Annotated in this window: 11 protein-coding genes and 1 pseudogene; 5 read left to right on the forward strand and 7 right to left on the reverse strand. The window is 68.3% G+C overall.

Annotation, left to right across the window (positions count from 1 at the left end):
* The first annotated feature begins 113 nt into the window (after window positions 1-113).
* Window positions 114-1406, forward strand: a complete 1293-nt coding sequence (locus ACFFGH_RS06030; protein ID WP_386665865.1) for an adenylosuccinate synthase — start codon at window positions 114-116, stop codon at window positions 1404-1406.
* Between the two features lie 118 nt (window positions 1407-1524).
* Here ACFFGH_RS06030 and ACFFGH_RS06035 read toward each other — a convergent pair whose 3' ends face one another.
* Window positions 1525-2568 carry a hypothetical protein gene (locus ACFFGH_RS06035; protein ID WP_386665868.1) on the reverse strand — a complete coding sequence of 348 codons (1044 nt, stop codon included), beginning with the start codon at window positions 2566-2568 and terminating at the stop codon, window positions 1525-1527.
* Between the two features lie 111 nt (window positions 2569-2679).
* Window positions 2680-3921, reverse strand: coding sequence for a S8 family serine peptidase (locus tag ACFFGH_RS06040; RefSeq protein WP_386665872.1), 1242 nt, complete (start codon window positions 3919-3921; stop codon window positions 2680-2682).
* Window positions 3922-4044: 123 nt separating this feature from the next.
* Here ACFFGH_RS06040 and ACFFGH_RS06045 point away from each other — a divergent pair, with 123 nt between their 5' ends.
* Together ACFFGH_RS06045 and ACFFGH_RS06050 are read left to right on the forward strand one after the other, a co-directional pair.
* Complete coding sequence (locus ACFFGH_RS06045) at window positions 4045-4533, forward strand: RNA polymerase sigma factor (protein WP_386665874.1); 489 nt, start codon at window positions 4045-4047, stop codon at window positions 4531-4533.
* On the forward strand, window positions 4533-5372 hold the full coding sequence (locus ACFFGH_RS06050) for a hypothetical protein (RefSeq protein WP_386665877.1): 840 nt from the start codon (window positions 4533-4535) through the stop codon (window positions 5370-5372). The genes ACFFGH_RS06045 and ACFFGH_RS06050 overlap by 1 nt, the downstream gene beginning before the upstream one ends.
* 24 nt (window positions 5373-5396) lie before the next feature.
* Here ACFFGH_RS06050 and ACFFGH_RS06055 read toward each other — a convergent pair whose 3' ends face one another.
* Complete coding sequence (locus ACFFGH_RS06055) at window positions 5397-6269, reverse strand: universal stress protein (RefSeq protein WP_386665880.1); 873 nt, start codon at window positions 6267-6269, stop codon at window positions 5397-5399.
* Between the two features lie 13 nt (window positions 6270-6282).
* The gene (locus ACFFGH_RS06060; RefSeq protein ID WP_446686148.1) at window positions 6283-7749 is read right to left on the reverse strand and encodes a SulP family inorganic anion transporter; all 1467 of its coding nucleotides are present in this window, start codon (window positions 7747-7749) and stop codon (window positions 6283-6285) included.
* A gap of 406 nt (window positions 7750-8155) precedes the next feature.
* Between ACFFGH_RS06060 and ACFFGH_RS06065 the strand changes: the two genes are divergently transcribed.
* Window positions 8156-10372, forward strand: coding sequence for a TonB-dependent receptor (locus ACFFGH_RS06065; RefSeq protein ID WP_386665882.1), 2217 nt, complete (start codon window positions 8156-8158; stop codon window positions 10370-10372).
* A 208-nt stretch (window positions 10373-10580) separates the two neighbouring features.
* Here ACFFGH_RS06065 and ACFFGH_RS06070 read toward each other — a convergent pair whose 3' ends face one another.
* From ACFFGH_RS06070 to ACFFGH_RS06080, 3 genes and pseudogenes are all read right to left on the reverse strand, one after another.
* Window positions 10581-11504 (reverse strand): hypothetical protein, encoded by a 924-nt coding sequence (locus ACFFGH_RS06070; protein WP_386665885.1) that lies wholly within the window; start codon window positions 11502-11504, stop codon window positions 10581-10583.
* Between the two features lie 237 nt (window positions 11505-11741).
* Window positions 11742-12125: a proprotein convertase P-domain-containing protein gene (locus tag ACFFGH_RS06075; RefSeq protein WP_386667407.1), complete on the reverse strand. Its 384-nt coding sequence runs from the start codon at window positions 12123-12125 to the stop codon at window positions 11742-11744.
* Window positions 12105-13799 (reverse strand): annotated as a pseudogene (locus tag ACFFGH_RS06080) (S8 family peptidase); the annotation flags it as partial. The pseudogene ACFFGH_RS06080 and the gene ACFFGH_RS06075, both read right to left, overlap by 21 nt.
* 536 nt (window positions 13800-14335) lie before the next feature.
* On the opposite strand from ACFFGH_RS06080, the gene ACFFGH_RS06085 reads away from it, so the two are divergent.
* Entirely contained in the window at window positions 14336-15199 is an 864-nt protein-coding gene (locus ACFFGH_RS06085) for an HAD family hydrolase (RefSeq protein WP_386665888.1), read from the forward strand.
* The last annotated feature ends 238 nt before the right edge of the window (window positions 15200-15437 follow it).

A 15437-nucleotide genomic window follows, 5' to 3' on the forward strand; every position in this document is an offset into this window, starting at 1 on the left:
GCTTTTTCCGTGTCTGGGGTCCGGTGCCTGCGCCGACCGCCGCCATCGCCGTTGACGGACGCCCGCTTCGTCGGCCGGCGCCGCCGCCAAACAAGTTCCGGAGCAGCAAACAGATGGGTCAGTCAGTCGTGGTGTTGGGCGCCCAGTGGGGCGATGAGGGCAAGGGCAAGATCGTCGACCTGCTGACCGAGAACATCGGCGCGGTCGTGCGCTTCCAGGGCGGCCACAACGCCGGCCACACGCTCGTCATCGGCGGCAAGAAGACCGTCCTGCACCTGATTCCGTCCGGCATCCTGCGCCCGGATGCGCTCTGCCTGATCGGCAACGGCGTCGTGCTGCATCCCGGTGCGCTGCAGAAGGAAATCGCCGAGCTCGAAGGCAACGGCGTCGAGGTGCGTTCGCGCCTGAAGATCAGCCCGGCCACGCCGCTGATCATGCCGTACCACATCGCACTCGATCAGGCGCGCGAGAAGGCCGCCGGCGGCAAGGCGATCGGCACGACCGGGCGCGGCATCGGCCCGGCGTACGAGGACAAGGTGGCGCGTCGCGGCATCCGCGTGGCCGATTTGCATTACCCAGACCAGCTGGCCGAGAAGCTGCGTACCGCGCTGGACTATCACAACTTCGTGCTGACGAAATACCTCGGCGTCGATGCGGTCGACTTCCAGCAGACCTATGACGAAGCGCTCGCATTCGGCGAATACGTCGAGCCGATGAAGGCCGACGTCGCCGGCATCCTGCACGAGCTGCGCAAGCAGGGTAAGCGCGTGATGTTCGAAGGCGCGCAGGGCTCGCTGCTCGACATCGACCACGGCACCTACCCGTACGTGACCTCGAGCAACACGACGATCGGCGGCGCGATGGCGGGCTCGGGCGTCGGCGCGAACGCGATCGACTACGTGCTGGGCATCGCGAAGGCGTACGCGACGCGCGTGGGTGGTGGTCCGTTCCCGACCGAACTCGACGATGAGGTTGGCCAGGGCCTGCGTGATCGCGGCCAGGAATACGGCGCGACTACCGGTCGCCCGCGTCGCTGCGGCTGGATGGACATCGTCGCGCTCAAGCGCGCGGTGGCGATCAACGGCATCACCGGCCTGTGCATTACCAAGCTCGACGTGCTTGACGGCATGGAGAAGCTGAAGATCTGCATCGCGTACGAATACCGCGGCAAGCGCACCGAGTACGCGCCGCTGGACGCGGCCGGTTGGGAAGAGTGCACGCCGGTGTACCTCGAGTTCCCGGGCTGGGACGAGAACACCCACGGCATCACCGAGTGGGACAAGCTGCCGGCCGCTGCACGCGCGTACCTGCGCGCGCTCGAGGAGCTTGCGGGCTGCCCGCTTGCGATCGTGTCGACCGGTCCGGACCGCGCGCATACGATGGTGCTGCGCGATCCCTTCGCGTAAGTCGCGAAAGGCCTGACAAAAAAGCCGCCCTAGGGCGGCTTTTTTGTGGCCGAGAGGTTTGAACTTCCCGCGCTCCGTGACACCCGGAACGCGGGACGCCGCGTCGTCGCTCGTCCGGTCAGTCGTTCGATGCGCGGGCCTTTGCGCCAGCCGAGGCATTGCCGCGGGCCGACACTCCGCTACGCGGCGAGGCGCTGGCCTCGGCGCCGGCGTCACCGCGCACATCGGCGTCGGCGCGGGTGCGGCGCGGCTGGCCGTCCTTGCCGGCGGCGCCTTCAGCCTCCGAGTCCGAACGCCCGGCGCCGATCGACCCCGCCAGGCCGGCTGCACCTTCTGCCGCGCCGTCCGCGTTGACCGGGCTGATGCGGCCGCGCATGCGGTCGAGCAGGCCCGGGCGACGCGGCGTTTCGCCAGCGACCGGATCGGATTGGGCGGCGCCTGCCGACTGCAGCGAGCCCGCAGCCGCGCCCGCAGCGTCCAGAGCGCTGGCGCCGCGCTGCGACGAGACCGACGCACCGCCCTCGGCCATGCCGCGCGCATTGGCAGCCGTTTCAAGGCCTGCGGCCGCTGCCCCGCGGCTCATGCTACCGGCGCGGGCGCCCGTGACGTCGGCTGCAGTACGCGCGCTGCCCACCGCTTCGCCCGCGACGTCGAGGCCACGCTGGCCGTTCGTCGCGGCGCGTTCGCGTGCCGAGCGCAGTGCGCCGGTCGCGCTGCCGGCCGCATCAACCGCGCCGTCGAGCGACCCCGCGCCGCCAAGGGCCGCCGCGCCTTCGCCGCTGCCCAGCAGCGATGCGCCACCACGGCCCAGGCCGAGCGCAGCTTCGCCGCGCCCGCTGCCCTGTGCGCTGACCGAGCCGGCGGTCTGCGCCGCGCGGCCGCTTAGGTCCTCGGTCAGGCCGACGGCGCGGCGCTGCGTGGCTTCGGTGCGCTCCCGCAGGCGCTGGGCCCGCTCTTCGACGCGCAGCTGCGACGCGTCGATACGGCCGGCGCCGCCGATCGAGCCACCGGCCTGGCCGCCGATACGGCCGACCGTCGAATTGAGGCCCCCGGTCAGGCCGCCACCGATCGAACCGCCGCCGCCGAGGAGCTGCGCCTGCGCGGGGAGCGCGATGGCGACGGCAGTGGCGAGGAGGGTATTGATGAGGGTCTTGTTGCGCATGTCGGTCTCCGGTGCCACGGACCATCCGCGGCGTCTTGAAGACCTCTACGAACCGGCGCGCCGGGTTCTTCCATGCCATCCGCCCGGCAGCCGGTTACGGTTGGGCTTCGTTCAGCGAAGCGGATCGATCAGCCCGTCGCCATAGCGCGGGTCGCGGCCGGGTTTGCCGAGATCGCGCGCACGCGCGGCGAGCGCGCGCTGCACGTGGGTGGCCGCGGCCGGATCAGGTGCCGACAGCGACTCGGCCGCCAGCCGCGCGACCACCGGGGCCGCGAACGACGTTCCGCGCATCGCTCGCGGGCCTTCGCCGAGTACGCCTGTGGCGCTGAAATCCACATGCGGACCGCTGCCGGATTCGGGGAGCACCCGCTGCTTCGCGTCCACGCCGCTCACCGCGATTACTCCCGCGTAGGCGGCGGGAAACAGCGGCGGTGCGGCGGGCCCGTCATTGCCGACCGCGGCGACCAGCACATGGCCACGCGCGAGCATCGACTGCACGGCGCGCGCGAGCACCGGATTGTCCGGCCCGACAAGGCTGATGTTCACCACCGGTACCCGCTCGCGTGACATCCAGGCCAGTGCCTGCACGAGACCGAGCGTCGCTTGGCCGACTGGATCGCCGCACCACAGATCAGCCGCGTAAAGCTCGGTACCGCGCGCGGCCAGTCGCGTGGCCACCGCGGTGCCGTGCGGCTGCGGTTTCGCTGCCCCGCCGCAGCCGTGCCGTTTGATGCGCACGCCGGCAAGCGCCGGATGTGCGGCATCCACGCCGCCATCGATCAGGCCGATGCGTACCGCGCCCGAAACCGCGGACGCGCCCGTCGCTGCGACTGTCGCTGCTGCAACAGGCGCGGCCTGCAGGTAGATGTGCTGGAACGCGAACGTCGCCTCTGGCGCCGCGCGTTGCAGATCGCGCATCGCGCGTGTCGCGCGCCGGCCGCGCGTGTCGCGCACGACGGCGATGTCGAGGTCCAGCGCGTTATCTGTGGCTGCACCGGGTGCGAGTTCGAAACCTGCCGCCCGCAACGCGTCGATCGCATCCGGAGCCGCGCCGAGCATCAGGAATTCACCACGCAGGACCGGCTCGCCCTGCAGGTCGAGGTCGACGCGCGCGCGGTGCGTTCGCACGAGGTCGCGGATCTGCAGCCGGCGCAGCTGTGCCAGTGGGGCCTGCATGCGTGGGTCGGACAACGTGCGGTCCAATGCGGCGGTCGCCGCCTGTGTCGGCAGCGAAGGCACGCCCGTCGGCAAGGCAGGCAGGCCCGGTCTCCCACCCAGGGCCTGCGCGCCGGCCGCGTGCGCCACGAGTAGCGTCGACAGACATCCCAGCAGCATCAGGCGGTTCGGGCGCATCGAAGGGCAGGCTGGACCGGAAGAGCCGGATGCTAGCATCGGCCCGCTTTACCGCGCGCCAGCGCCGGACTGCAGCGGGCGATGGAACAAAACGCCTTCCTCGAACGTAGGAACCTCTAACGCGTGGATTCGAGTAATGCCGTCCGCGACGGATTGATCGAGCTGCTGCCGCGCCTGCGTCGCCTGGCGCGGACGCTCGCCGGTCAGGCCGCCGATGCCGACGACCTCGTCCAGGTCGCGCTGGAACGTGCGCTTGCGCGCGCGGACCAGTGGCGGCCCGACGCGCGGCTTGACGCCTGGGTATTCGGGATTCTCCGCAATGCCTGGCTCGACGAGCTGCGCTCCCGCAGCCGCCGCCAGCGCGTGTTCGCGCCGGAGGAGGCCGGGGAGGCGGTCGGCGAGGAGTCGGCCGAGCGGCGCGTGCAGGCGATGTCGGTGGCAGCGGCGATGACGCGGCTGCCGGACGAACAACGCGAGGTGGTGGCCCTGGTGCTGGTTGAAGGGCTGTCATACCGCGAGACCGCGGACCTGCTGGAGGTTCCGGTCGGCACCGTGACCAGCCGCCTGGCGCGTGCGCGCGCTGCGCTGCAGGCCCTGTTGGGCGAGGAATGATGAGCACGATCGACGAGCACGAACTGCAGGCCTGGATCGACGGCGAACTTGCGCCGAGCGATGCCGCGCGCGTGGCGGCGGCGGTCGCGGCCGACCCCGTGCTTGCCGCGCAGGCGTCGCGTGAGCGACGACTGCGCGAGCGGCTGCGTGCCGAGTTCGATCCGGTGCTGGACGAGCCGGTGCCGGCGCGGTTTGCGGAGTTGCTGGGAGGCGCCGCGAGTACGCCTGTGCGTGGCGGCGCCTTCGCGGCAGGCAGGAGCGGCCGCGATGCGATTGATCAGGGCGGCAGTTCCGTAGACTCCGCCGCCGCGACAGGCGAGCGCAAACCGGCCGCCGCCAACATCGTTCCGCTCACAGCGCGACCCCGGACCGCGATGAGCAAAGCCCGCTGGGGCACGCCCGTCTACGCGCTGGCCGCATCGCTCGCCGTGCTCGCGGTCAGTCTGTGGCTGCGCCCGGGCACGGGGCCGGTACAGGTGCAGGACGGCACGCTGATCGCACGGGGCGAGCTGGAACGCGGACTCGACCAGGCACTGGCCAGCGAACCCGCAGCGGTCGCGCAGGTCGCCATCGGCCTGAGCTTCCGCGATGCCGACGGCCGCATCTGTCGCAGCTTCGTCCACCGTGCGCAGCCCGGGCTTGCCGGCCTTGCGTGCCGCGAAGGGGAGCGCTGGTCGTTGCCGGTGCTCGCACGGCCTGTCGAGGGCGCAGACGGTGAACTGCGCCAGGCATCGAGCGCAATGTCGCCGGAGGTGCAGGCGGCGATCGATGCACGCCTGCAGGACGAGGTCTTCGACGCCGAAGCCGAACGCCAGGCGCGCGAGGCGGGCTGGCGCTGACTGTCGTCAGTCGCGGCGCATCCCTCAGCGCAGCAGCAACACCGGGATCGGGCAGTGGCGCAGCACCTGCGTCGTCGTGCTGCCGACGATCATCGCGCGGATGCGCGAATGGCCGTACGCACCCATCACCAGCAGGTCGATGGCCAGCGCATCGGCCTGCGCTGCAATCACGGTATCCGCGCTGCCCTGGGCGGCATGAAGCTGCGCATCGAAGCCGGCGTCACGCAGCGTGGTCTGCGCCCATTGCAGGTGCGCCTGCTGCGCGTCATCGGGCGCGCCCACCATCAGCACGTGGCAGTCCAGCCCCTTCAGCAGTGGGCTTGCGCAGACCATCTCCACGCAGCGGCGCGTGGTGGCGCTGCCGTCGAACGCGATCATGAAGCGGGCGACCGGGCGGAACGCGCGCGACGCGACCAGCACCGGCCGGTGCACCGCACGCACGACGCGTTCGAGATTGCTGCCGAGGTGCCCGGCCGCGAAGTCCGCATGCTCGCCGCGCTTGCCGATCACGAACAGGCGCGTGCCCGCCTCGAGGTCGAGCAGGGATTCGACGAGGCCGCCGTGGAGGTGGCGAAGCGTTGCATCAACGCCATGCCCGGCAGCGCGCTCGCGCAGCGCGTCGAGCAATGCGCGCCCCTGCTGCTGCGCGATCACCGCACGCCGCTCGTCCAGCGAGGCAAGCTCGGCGAGCAGGGTTTCGCGCGCACCCAGCGACAGGCTGCCGCTGAGGTCCCGTGCCGCCGCGTCGTGTTGCCGGTCCTGCACGTGAAGCAGCTCCAGCGGCGAGCCGAGACGGGCTGCGGCCCACGCTGCGAAATCGGCCACGCTGTCCGCGTAGCTGGACAGGTCGACAGCGGCGACGACGCGACCGGTCGGATGGATCAGTTCGGCACTCATGCGCTCTGGCTCCTCAATGTCCACCGAGCATCTGCTCAGCACCGGGTTTGTCGTGCACACCGAGCCGGTCGACGATCGTCGCGCTGGCTTCGTTGAGGCCGATGACCTCGACCTTCGTGCCTTCGCGGCGGAACTTCAACACGACCTTGTCCAGTGCGCCAACCGCGCTGAGGTCCCAGAAGTGTGCACGTGACACGTCGATCGTCACGCGCTCGAGCACTTCGCGGAAGTCGAACGCACCGGCAAACGCGTCAGCCGAAGCGAAGAACACCTGGCCGGTCACAACATAGGTACGCGCCTTACCGTCCGTGTCACGCGTGGATTCGACATGCAGCAGCTGCCCGACTTTGCGCGCGAAGAACAGCGCCGAGAGCAGCACACCGGTCAACACGCCCTGGGCGAGGTCGTGGGTGAACACGGTAACCAGCACCGTGCCGATCATCACGATGCTGGAACTCTTCGGATGCGTGCGTAGGTTGCGGATCGACGACCAGCTGAAGGTGCCGATCGAGACCATGATCATGACCGCGACGAGTGCCGCCATCGGGATCTGCTTCACCCACGGTCCTGCGAACACCACGAGCATGAGCAGCACAACGCCCGCGACCAGCGTCGACAACCGCCCACGCCCACCTGATTTCACGTTGATCACCGACTGCCCGATCATCGCGCAGCCGGCCATGCCGCCGATCAGGCCCGAGGCGATGTTCGCCACGCCCTGGCCCGCGCTCTCGCGGTTCTTGTTGCTGGGCGTGTCGGTGAGGTCGTCCACGATCTGCGCGGTCAGCAGTGATTCCAGCAGGCCGACCACGGCCAGCGTGAGCGAGACCGGCAGGATGATGCGCAGCGTTTCGAGATTCAGCGGTACGTCCGGCAACAGGAAGATCGGCAGGCTGTCGGGCAGCTCGCCCATGTCGCCCACGGTGCGGATGTCGAGGCCGAGCGTGATTGCGACGATGGTCAGCACGACGATCGCGACCAGTGGCGACGGTACCGACCGGGTGAGATACGGAAAGAGGTAGATGATCGCCAGGCCCGCGGCCGTCATCGCATACACCTGCCAGTTCACGCCGGTCAGCTCGGGCAGCTGTGCCATGAAGATCAGAATCGCAAGGGCGTTGACGAAGCCGGTGATCACCGAGCGCGATACGAAGCGCATCAGCGAGCCGAGTTTCAACACGCCGGCAAGGATCTGCCACACGCCGGTCAGCAGCGTTGCAGCCAGCAGGTACTGCAGGCCGTGATCGCGTACGAGGTCGGCCATCACGAGCGCCATCGCGCCGGTCGCGGCCGATATCATGCCGGGCCTGCCGCCGGTGAACGCGATGACCACCGCGATGCAGAACGACGCGTAGAGGCCGACCTTCGGATCGACGCCGGCAATGATGGAAAACGCGATCGCCTCGGGAATGAGCGCGAGTGCGACGACGAGCCCGGCGAGCACGTCGCCGCGGATGTTGCCGAGCCAGTCCTGACGCAGCCGGTCGATTGAGATCAAGACAAGGTCCCCGGCGACGGCGCTCGACGGCGCGGCCGCGAAATATCGGAAAAAGGTGGCGCACAGGCGCCCCTGCCCCGAAGGGCGGACTGCTCACCAGCGATCAGGGTGGCGTCATCACGCGTGTTTCGACCGTCGAAGCAGGGCGCATGCCTCGGGGGCCGCGCGAAGGGGCGGCAGTCTAACCGATCAGCAAGAGCGGATCGGGCGTGCGCTCCGGCGCACCTTGTATTGCCTAAGGACCCGCTGGTTGAAAATGAGAATGGCTCGCATTACGCTGCGCGCCCTTCGTCGCGGCCGCGCCGTCATGCGCCTCTTTACCTCTTCTACGCATCGACCGTCCGCGCCGCCCGCGTCGGCGGTGTCCAGCGCCGTCAAAAGGATTTCCATGTCGCCCCGCAAGTGTCCGTTGTTTCTCGCGCTCGTTGCCGCGCTGACCGCGCCTGCCGTATCCGCGCAGATGGCACCGTCGCAAACGCTGGCTGCAACGACTGTCGAGACGACGGAGGCTCGCGAAGCAGGCGCATCCGACGCGCGCACGCTCGACAGCGTCGTCGTGACCGCGACGCGCGGCACCAAGGCGATCGACAAGATCCCCGGTGCGGTCAGCGTGATCACGCGTAGTGAGCTCGATGCACAGCTGCAGATCACCGAAGACCTGAGCCAGGTGCTCGCAACCCAGATCCCGGGCTATGCGCCCTCGCGACAGAAGCTCACGACGTTCGGCGAGTCGCTGCGTGGCCGCACGCCGCTGATCCTGTTCGATGGCGTGCCGCAGTCAAACCCGCTGCGCAACGGCGCGCGCGAAGGGTATTTCGCCGATCCGTCGGTGATCGAGCGCATCGAAGTCGTCAGCGGCGCGTCGGCAGTGCAGGGCCTGGGTGCCACCGGCGGCATCATCAATTACATCTCGCGTACGCCACGTATCAAGGGCACGAGCCACACGGTCGACCTCAAGTACGGCACGCAGGGCGAGAGCGATGACGCGCTCTGGAAGGCCGGCTACGGGCTCGAGCACAAGCAGCGCTTCGACGCATTGCTTTACGTCGGCGCGACGATGCGCGGCGTCGGTGTAGACGGCGAGAACCGCCGCCTGGGGCTCGAGGCCACGCAGGGCGACGTGCAGGATTCCACCGCGACGGATCTGTTCGCCAAGGTCGGCCTCGATATCAGCGACGCACAGCGGGTGCAGGTCTCGTTCAACCGCTTCCTGCTAGAAGGCGATGGCGATTGGACGCGCGTGGATGGCGATCGCGACGCCGGCATCCTGACCAGTGCCGTACGCGGCGAGCCGGTCGGACTGCCGCCGCGCAACCGCGTGCAGACTGCGTCGCTGGACTGGATGCATGCCGACCTCGCAGGCGGCACCGCGAACGTGCAGCTGTACAAGCAGGATTTCGAGTCCGTGTACGGTGCGGGTACGTTCGGAGTGTTCCAGGATCCTGCGATCGCGCCGGTCAATACGCTGGTCGACCAGTCGGAGATCATTGCCGACAAGGCCGGGCTGCGCACGACGTGGGTGCGGCCAGACCTGTTCCTCAACGGGCTGGAAATGACGGTCGGCGTCGACTGGCTTTCGGACGAGTCGGAGCAGCAGCTCGCGCAGACGGGGCGCACCTGGGTGCCGCCGCTCGAGTTCGAGAACGTCGCGTTGTTCACGCAGGCCGAGTACACGAGTGGCGCGTTCACCGTGCGCGGTGGCGCGCGTCGCGAGCATGCGACGCTCGAGGTCGAGGACTACACGACGCTTGCCGTCCGGCAGTCCAACGGGTCGTACCGTCGCTTCGATGTGGCCGGCGGCGGCCGCTCGTTCACCCAGTGGGTCGGCAACCTCGGTGCGGTGTGGCGCTTCGCCGACGGCTGGTCCGCGTTTGCTGCGTACAACGAAGGCTTCGGTCTGCCGGATGTCGGGCTGGTGCTGCGCGGGGTGCGTGCCGAAGGGCAGTCAGTTGGCGACCTCATCGCGCTCGAGCCGATCGTCACGGACAATCGCGAGGTCGGCATCACCTGGGCCGGCGCGCTCGGCAGCTTCACCGCATCGGCGTACGACTCGCGCAGCGAACTGGGCTCGCAGGTGCGTGTGGATCGCATCACGGGGCAGGGCTCGATCCAGCGCGTGCCCGTCGAGGTCAGCGGCTTCGAGTTCGCCGGGGAGTTGCGGCCCCACCAGGACTGGGCGCTTACCGCGACTTACGCGACCACCCGCGGCAAAACCGCGGCCGAAGAAGATGCGCCGCTCGATCTCGCGCTCGGCGCGCGCTCGCAGGGGCCCGACAAGGCGGTCGCCGCGGTTCGCTGGCAGGCGAGCCCGTCAGTGGCCGTGTGGCTGCAGGCGATGCACCTGTTCTCGCGTCACGTCAACGAAGGCCGCGTCATCAACAACGGCCTGACCTCGCTCGAAGAGAACTTCAACGGGTATACGATCGCCGACCTCGGCGTGACCTGGAACTCGCGCTGGGGGCAGTTCGGGCTGGGCGTCGAGAACCTGTTCGACCGGCAGTACGTCGGCTATTACTCGCAGGCCAACAACAGCGGCAACAACCTGGACTACTTCGCGGGCCGCGGCCGCGCCTATCTGCTGAGCTGGCAGCGGACGTTCCGCTGACTGCAGGGCCTGGGGGTGTCGCCGTTTCGTCGCCGGTAGAGCGCTGTACGGGAACGGTGATGCAGACGCCTACGGGGCGGCGTGGCCGCCCATGGCGACCGCGTGTTGCGCAGTCGCCTCATCGACCGCGGATAACGCGGTTGGTTGTAGACATTGAAGTCTGTAGGCCGAGACGCGACGCACGCGCCTCGGCCACTGCGTGCAACGCTCAGCGCTTGAAGCGCACTTCACCGCGCATCGGTGCACTCCTCGGATCGCAGCGATATTCGAAGCGGGCGTGCAGGCCGCTGGCCTTGCCCGCTGCATCGAGTGCCACGTCGACGATATCGAGCACGCCGGTGCTGTTCGGGCAGTAGACCGGATCTTCGAGCCCGCGGATGACGTTGAGCCCGGCGAACCGCGACGTCGCTTCGCCGCGCGTGACGTAGCGGCCTGGACGCAGCGTCTGGCCGGTCGGCGGAAACACGACGACGTTCCAGAAGTCCTTGATCACCGACGCTTCGTAATACATGCCGGACGCGTCGCCGTTGAGCGAGAACAGGCTGGTGTCGCCGTGGTGATGCTGCCGCAGCGCACCCCAGGGCGAAGTCTCCGGTGCCTTGATGCGCAACGACAGCGGCGAAGCCTTGTATCGCAGCAGCCCGCTCCACGCGGGCGCATCGGGTGACCCGACGCGCTGGCTGTAGGTGGCCTCGAGCGCTACGACCTTGCCGGCGGCGTCGTAATCGATCTGGCGGATGACGATCCAGCCCCAGATCGTGTCTTCGGTCGAGCAGCGCGGATTCTCGAACGTGACCTGCAATCCCGCGGCGCGGCCGTAGGTGGCGGTGGGGCATCCGACATCCGGATACAGGCCGGGCTTCAGGCGCTCGCCCGGCGGGGCGACGAACGTGACATACCAGTTGCCATCACCGATCGCCGCTGCCTGGCCCGAGGTGTCGCGCACGTTGAAGAACACGCGGTCCCCGAAGCTTGTGAGCGTGAATCGCGCGGTGTCCTCCGTGAGTATCTGCCGCGCACCCGTCGCTTCGTCCTTGACCGTGAACTCCGATTGCGCATGTGCGGCGCCTGCCGAGGCGAGCAGCGCAATCGATACCAGTCCAGCGTTGAACCAGTTCTTCAGCCGTTCCATAGCACTCTCCCTTTGTCCGGCCTGCGCCGGTGTCGTTGATCCCTGCTCAGGCAAACGCAGTCGGAGGCCAGATTCGGGCAGCGATCGCAGCGCAGAAAAGGGAAGGCAAAAGGTCCAGTCAGCATTCGCAGCGATGCGGTCGCGGCGACGCCGTGCGGTCGCGTCATGCATCGACTCGCTCAAACGAAAACCCCGGCTGGAGCCGGGGTCTTCCTTGAAGCAGTTACTGGAGGTCGATCAGAAGTTGATGCTCCACGAATCGATCCGGCCGGTGTCGCCGCCGTAGTTGTCGTTGACGCGCAGCTTCCAGGTGCCGTTGAGCGCCTCGCTGGTCAGGTTGCGGGTGTAGGTCCCGATGACGTTGTCGGCGCTGCCGCCGGAGCGGTTGTGGATGTTGTAGACCGAGCCGTCCGGCGCAACCAGGTCGACCTTCAGGTCACCTTCGTAGGTGTGCAGGATGTTGACGCTCACCGATGCGTCGCTCGGCCCGTTGCCGCTGCGACCCGACACCGTGATCGGGCTTTCAACCGTCGAGTAGTCGCGGATCGCGTAGTCGGTGCCGTTGCTGTAGGTCTGGCGGCTGCCGCCACTGCTGGTCGAGTAGTCGCCAACCAGACTCACGCCCGAGAACGACGAGTACGCCTTGACGCGCACGTAGTACGTGCCCGCCGCCGGCGAGGCGAACGTGCAGGTTTCGCTGTTGCCCGAGCGGTAGGGGCGGCAGTCGTACGAGCTGTCGGTCGGCGCGCTGCCGAACTTCACGTACAGGTCGGCATCGCCGGTGCCGCCGGACATCGTGAACGTCAGGTTGCTTGCGCCCGACGGCACGCTCATCGTGTATTCCAGCGATTGGCCCGTGCTGGCGGCCAAGCCGGTGACCGGCGTGCCCTTGGTCAGCGTGCCGCCGGTCGGCGGAGGCGGCGTGGTGCCGCCGCGGGCCGCATCGACCGCGGCGCGTGCCTGGATGATGCCGGCACCAATCGGCTGCGACGGCGTCGACGGGAACGGACGCGCGGTGCTCTTGAGGATGGACTCGATCTCGGCCGGTGTCTTCGGGGTGCTGGCCGCGGCCTGCATCAGTGCGACCAGGCCGGCGACGTGCGGCGTCGCCATCGAGGTGCCGCTGTATGACGCGTAGCTTTCAGTCGACGGGCCCGACGTGCCCGAATTGAGCGTCGAGCGGATCGACGAACCCGGAGCGGCGATGTCGATCAGCGAGCCGTAGTTCGAGAAGCTCGAACGCGCGCCGGTGTTCGTGGTCGAGGCCACCGCGATCACGTTGTTGCAGTTCGCCGGCGAGGCGTTGGAGACGTTCGTGTTGTCGTTGCCGGCCGCGATGACCAGCGTCGAACCGCGCGACACCGCGCTGTTGATCGCGTTCTGCGTCGTGGTGCCACAGCTGCCGGAACCACCGAGGCTGAGGTTGATCGCTTCGGCCGGGTAGGGGTTTGCGGGCACGCCGGACACGCTGCCGCCCGATGCCCAGATGATCGCGTCGGCGATGTCGGAGTCGTAACCGCCGCCCTTGCCCAGCACGCGCACCGGCACGACCTTCGCGCCGAACGCCATGCCGGCAACGCCCTTGCCGTTGTTGGTGACCGCTGCCACGGTGCCGGCCACGTGCGTGCCGTGCCAGCTCGAGGACTGGCCACCAGAAGCATCGCCCGGGTCGGACGGATCGGAGTCACGGCCATTGCCGTCGGCGGCCACCGCGGTGTCGACGATGAAGTCGTAGCCCGGCAGCATGTTCGCGTTGAGGTCGCTGTGATTCGTGATGCCGGTGTCGAGCACCGCAACCACCGCGCCGCTGCCGCTGGTGACGTCCCATGCCTGCGTCGCGTACGTGCCGCCCGCGCCGGTGCCGAAGCCGTACTGCTGGCTGAAGTCGGGGTCGTTCGGGGTGAATACCGGGTGGTTGAGCTTGTCGACTTCGATGTATTCGACAGCCGGGTCGGCTGCGATCTGGCGCATCAGCGCCTCGGCTTCGACGCGGTCGAGCTCGCGGTCGGTCTTCAGCACATCGGCGCCCAGCGCCATGCGGCGCACGTGGTCGAGTCCGACAGCCTTGCCGCCGACGCGGGCGACGCGGTTCGCAGCAGCGCGGACGTTCGCCGGATTGGCGCGCTCCGGCGTGCCTTCGCGGTACTTCACGATGAAGCGGTCATTGCCCTGCGACGCGAGGCCGGAGGCGTTGACGTTGCCGGCGTGGACAGCGCCCGCCATGGAAGCCAGCGCCAGCGTGGTCGCGGCAGCGAGGGCATGGAGGCGGGTGCGGCGCGGATTGCGATTGGTCATCGATGAACTCCCGAAGTGGGCGGCGCTGATGCAGAGCGCGGGGATCCGTCTGGTGAACTGCGCTGGGCGTCCTGCACGCCAGACGGTGGGGGATGGCGCCTCTTCCGTGAGACCGCTGACTCGAACCTAAATGACGATCGGAGTCACAAACAAGACAAATTCCGCAAAGGGATGAGCTTAAAGTGTGACAACTGTCACAAATGCCGGAAGGAAGGCGCCTCGCTTACTTGACTGAACAGGGGTGTGGTGGCTCGAAAACGGCGTCGCGACAAGCTGAACAGGGCGGCTGCAGGCACGGTTTTTGTCCGCGCGACGCCTTCGGCCGAGCTGAATAGCGGTTCTTCGGCTCGTCCGGACGGCTATGGGCCCCGTCCCGCAAGGCTCTCGGCCGCTCGCCGGCCGGATCGCGCATTTTCTTGCTGCAGCGCGTCAATCACTTCGGCGGCGAGCGCGGAACCGGCCGTGCTGCGGCATTCGACGCGCCCTACGCGCCAGGGCACCTACGGTAGAGGCCACTGAAGCTGCTGGAGTTCCGGATGGCGCATGCGACCAGGGTGGTGCACAACCGAATCGCGGTCGTGTTCGACTTCGACCTCACGCTCGGCAAAGGATCGGTCGACGTGTTGCTGCAAAAGCTTGGGGTGGACCCCGAATCTTTTCGACGCGAGCAGGTCGAGCCACTGGACCGGGAGGGATGGGATCACTCGCTTGCCCGGTTCAAGGCGCTGATTGATCTGTCCGAACGCTGCGGCGGTGCAATCACCGAGTCGCTGCTGCAGGAGGTCGGCCGCGACACCCCTCTTTACCGCGACGTCGAACGGGTGTTCGACCGTTTGCGTGAAACCGCGCGAGCGGTCGTCGACGATGTGGTGGTCGAGTTCTATGTGCTGACCGCCGGATTTGCGGAAGTGCCCGGAGCCACCTCGATCGCGCACGAATTCAAGGCGATCTGGGGCAGCGCGGGCTGCTACGACGACGATGGCCGGCTCGTGTTTCCCAAGCGCATCGTCACCTACCCCGAGAAGGTGCGTTACCTGCTGCAACTCGCAAAAGGATTGTCGGTCGACGGGTCGGACTCGCCACCCGACGTGTATCGCGAAATTCCCGAACAGGACTGGCACGTGCCGTTCGACCAGATGGTGTACGTCGGCGATGGCGCGAGTGACCTGCCCGCGTTCGACCTGATCGGCAGTCGCGGTGGAATCGCAATCGGGGTGTTCGGTCCGGACGGCTCGGCTTCGAGCTGGAGCAAGGACAAGAAGATGCGTGCCGGTCGCCGTGTCCAGAACCTCGCACGCGCCGACTATGCGGAGGACGCGGAGTTGTCGCGGTCGTTGTGCCTGGCGGTCGAGGCGATTGCGAAGCTGATCGCGTTACGTCGACTCGGCTGCCACGAGTAAGCCCGTGTGCCGGGCATGCGGCAGCTGCCGGTCCCGCTTTCCCGCAGCGCGGCTCGCTACTGGGACAGCCTCGCCGGCCTGAACGCACCGCTTCGCCGATGCGTCCTCGTGTGCAGCCGCTTATGCGATCGGGCAGTGCGACAGCTGGCCCGGGGCCGCGGTCTGATAGCGGGGTGCCGGCCGTCGGTGACATCACCGTCGCGGTGATGCTTCGGCACCGCCTCCCGGTCAGGTGCCC

It is taken from the genome of Lysobacter korlensis (assembly GCF_042434515.1).